The sequence below is a fragment of the Paraburkholderia sp. BCC1885 genome (genome assembly GCF_900996235.1).
Classification (GTDB): Bacteria; Pseudomonadota; Gammaproteobacteria; order Burkholderiales; family Burkholderiaceae; genus Paraburkholderia.
In genome coordinates, this window is the sequence record NZ_CAAJGM010000266.1 from 1 (window position 1) to 3,796 (window position 3,796).

Genomic DNA, 3,796 nt, shown 5'->3' on the forward strand with positions numbered 1-3,796 from the left:
TTCAAACATCGAGATCAATTTCTGGTCGGTATTCATTCGGTTCCCAACAAGAAAACGACTTTCGAGACCCGCCAATTTCGAATGTGGCGAACAGTCAGGCTGAAAATGATTTGTTCAGACCTTCCTTAGGGCGACCTTTGCGTAGGTTGATGGTGACCAGTGGCATTACATCTCCTATATGCGGGTATATGCCCGCTGTTAAATAAAATTGAAGAACCGGCTTAAGCGGGTGCGACTTTAACGTTTTTGGACCGTCGTACGGCCCGGTGCGACACGCACTACAACAGGATTAATCGTTATCTAGTTGGTACGCAACGTAGCGCTGCCTTTGTTTTCCCAATCGGTCGATACCGAGCTCGACTACATCTCCTGCTCTGAGATATATCGGTTTCGGTTTGATTCCCATACCTACTCCAGGTGGCGTTCCTGTCGTAATGACATCGCCCGGCTCGAGCGTCATGAATTGGCTAACGTACGAGACGATGGTCTTCACATCGAATATCATCGCCGCGGTGTTACCAGTCTGCCGGCGCACACCATTGACGTCCAGCCACAGACTGAGGGTCTGCGGGTCGCCAACCTCGTCCGCTGTGACCAGCCATGGCCCGATCGGTCCGAAGGTGTCGCAACTTTTTCGTTTATCCCAAGTACCACCCCGCTCGATCTGGTATTCGCGTTCAGAAACATCGTTGACCAGCAGATAGCCAGCGACCTTCTCCAGTGCGTCTTGCGAATCTACGTACGAGCATCGCGATCCGATTACGATACCAAGTTCCACTTCCCAATCGGTCTTCTGGCTGGCACGCGGGATCGTCACGTCGTCGTCGGGACCTGTAATACACGAGGTCGCTTTCATAAATAGAATAGGCTCGGCCGGGATAGGTAAGTTGGCCTCCTCAGCGTGGTCGCGATAATTCAAACCGATAGCGATGAATTTGCCGATTTCTGTCAGCGGAGGACCAAACCGCTGCGGATCTCCCACAACGGGCAAGCTGGCGGGATCGACACCGGCCAAGTCTTTGAGTTGTGCAGGAGATAAAACCGCACCATTTATATCATCAAGCAAGGTCGACAAATCGCGAACGCGCCCTTTCGCATCGAGCAACCCCGGACGCTCACTGCCTTTCAAGCCATATCGAACCAGCTTCGTTACATTCTCTCTCGAATTGCTTGATGATATATGCGGGTACATACCCCAATATCGACAAATAAAAGAGCCACCGTCCGTGGCCCAAAAATTTACAGGGACTGTAAAACGTCGCGAAACTTCGGTGCGACCTTCGCACCCATCTTGACTTCAAATTCCCGTTGCGCTTTTTCCCACAGCGGAGCCCCGGTTTTTAGTATCTTGCGCCCGGCTGTGCTGAGTTCGACAGTGGTTTCCCGTTGGTCCATTCCCGTGCCCAAGACAACCAGCCCCATCTTGTCGAGCACTTTGACGTTACGGCCAACAGTCGATCTATCGAGGTCTAGCAGATTTCCCAGCGTTGTCAGCGCGATGGGCTCATCTGTATCGAGTGCCCGTATCATGGCAAACTGAGCGGCACCGACTCCAATCGGAGCAAGTGCAGCGTCGTAGGCCGCCGATACTCGGCGGGCGGCATTTCTCAAAGAGGTGCAGTAACAGAGTAGAGCCATGATGCGAGTATATGCCCGCGTATTCCAGACGACAAGAATTTTCTTGACGATGCCCTCTGCGAGGGTGCCTCGGTCGAGCGATGCGCTGACGCCGACCTGCGTGGGCTACCTTGGCGAAAGTTATCCCCTCGCTCTATGGTAAACAGCCCGTTTCATCTTTACCGATAGGATATTTACAAGCGCCCATGGGTCCAGTCACAGGGCGTGTGCGTTGATCTATGAAGGTCCGAGACGGCGTTCGGTTGTGCCGAGACCTACGCATGTGCACCACAACGCTCCTCCCGATGTGCCACTAGTGAAGTGAATCCGGGAGTAATGACAGACCTGTGACGACGGTCATGACAAGCGGAGCCAGCCCCCGGGGCACAAGCGACAATACGCGCACCAACCTTCCGGTTCAGAGGACATCGATGATATCGGATTTCGTTCTGTAGGCGCCCTCCCGCCCCGCGACGGTCCAACGCCGCACCACGCGGCATCGTTGGTGATTCTCGATCCATTCACAGGTATCGACGGCTCAGTCGCGTCGGAATTGAACGTCCCCCGGCTATTACGACGCCTCCGATCTTGAAACGTAGACAGTCGTGCCGCAACAAATCATCGAGGCTTTCGATGCGAGAATAGTGAAGCAGGTTTGTGACGTTCTCGGTGCAGCGCGTCCCAATGTGTCGGTAAAGCTCGCACGGGCCGCTACTGGCAGGATGGCCGCGTGCACGCAAAACGGATGATGCGCGTCTGGTCGAGGAAATCCGCATGCTCGTTGCTGATTTGCCGAGCTACACTGCAGCGCTCCCTGGTTGGCGCGCTCCGTCCTGCATTGACGCTGGAGTTTCTTCAAGCGATCCGGGTCTGCGGCCAACTCCTCGACCGTCGGAACAGTGGTTTGCCGTTGCGGTGCTTTGGACTGGCCGCGTGCGGTGTGTGCAGCAGCCAGCATGAATGGGGCGGTCTGCTTCACGGACATGGTTCGATTCCCTCCTGGGTGTCCGGTTTAAAAGGCAGCGAGGGCGTGATTTCAGGAGATTCGATGGCTTGCGCGCGCTCGATAAAGCGCGACAGCACCTCCGAGGATTCGCCGTTGCGATATAGCAGGTAGGTCGTCAGCATCGGCGAGCGGCCCGCCAGCGGTCGAGCCACCACGCCGGCTTCGCGGCTGGCCAGAATGTGCGGCGCACCTGCCAGGCCCACCGCGAATCCTGCCGAGACCAATGCCATCATCAGGTCGAACGACGCTACGCGCTCGACGATCAACGGCTCGAAGTCCGACTGACGCAAGGCGCGGTCGACCTGCTTGGCGTGCCCTTCACACGCTTGGGGGCAGCACAGTACTAGCGGGAAGTGCAGCATCTCATCCAGAGGAATTCGTTTGTACTTAAGCAAGTGATGCCTCGCCGGCACAGCCACCATGAGCGGATCGCTCCAGGCAGCCTCTGCAACGATGTGTTCGCCCACATCGTTGGACTGTGCGAATCCCACGTCGTAGAGGTCATCTTGTAGTCCCCTGATCTGCTGCGACAGCGGCACCTCGTACAGCCGTATGTCCACTTCCGGTTCTTCCTGCCGACACAGCGCTAGCAGTGTCGGCAGGCGGGAGGGCGTAATGCCGTCGGACAGCGCGACACGCAACTGACAGTGGAAGCCATTGGCCGCCGCCTTCACGCTGTCTCGTGCCTGCTGCAAGGCAGTGAAGACGCGCGGAACATGATCCAGAAAAAGTGCGCCTGCGCGAGTCAGCCGTGTACTGCGCGAGGTACGGGCGAACAGCACGACGCCCAGTTCTTCTTCCAGTTCTTTGATGGCGCGCGACAGCGGCGACTGCTCGATGTGCAGTCGCTCGGCCGCGCGAGCGAAATGCAATTCTTCCGCTACGGCTAGGAAGCAACGAAGATGACGTAGGTCCATACACTCACCTGCCTTGCGCTCATGCAATATTCCCTTCGCTATTTACATTCGCAGCACCGCTAATTGCCATCATGAGCAAGCCCTTCAACGTCTGCACCTGATTAACTCATAGCGAGTTGTGCTTTGCGCCCAGAGGTGGCCCCGTTCGTTCGGACAGTTTTTTCGATTTTTAAGTGGAACGCTGGGCGGTCACGCTGCCAATGTAATCGCGGGCAGCATCGCGAAATAAGCTTCATCCGGGGTCTTGTCCGACAGA

The 3,796-nt window shown here is 56.4% G+C and carries 3 protein-coding genes; all 3 read right to left on the minus strand.

What is annotated here, in order from left to right:
- Positions 1-289: 289 nt before the first annotated feature.
- Entirely contained in the window at positions 290-1,192 is a 903-nt protein-coding gene (locus tag FQ755_RS34705) for a fumarylacetoacetate hydrolase family protein (protein WP_144162262.1), read from the minus strand.
- Between the two features lie 47 nt (positions 1,193-1,239).
- Complete coding sequence (locus FQ755_RS34710) at positions 1,240-1,638, minus strand: MarR family winged helix-turn-helix transcriptional regulator (protein WP_144162265.1); 399 nt, start codon at positions 1,636-1,638, stop codon at positions 1,240-1,242.
- Positions 1,639-2,592: 954 nt separating this feature from the next.
- Positions 2,593-3,540: a LysR family transcriptional regulator gene (locus FQ755_RS34715; protein WP_144162268.1), complete on the minus strand. Its 948-nt coding sequence runs from the start codon at positions 3,538-3,540 to the stop codon at positions 2,593-2,595.
- Positions 3,541-3,796: the final 256 nt, after the last annotated feature.

Coding starts and splice junctions, on each gene's coding strand:
- FQ755_RS34715 (WP_144162268.1), bottom strand. CDS start 3,540: ATGGACCTACGTCATCTTCGTTGCTTCCTAGCCGTAGCGGAAGAATTG.
- FQ755_RS34710 (WP_144162265.1), bottom strand. CDS start 1,638: ATGGCTCTACTCTGTTACTGCACCTCTTTGAGAAATGCCGCCCGCCGA.
- FQ755_RS34705 (WP_144162262.1), bottom strand. CDS start 1,192: ATGTACCCGCATATATCATCAAGCAATTCGAGAGAGAATGTAACGAAG.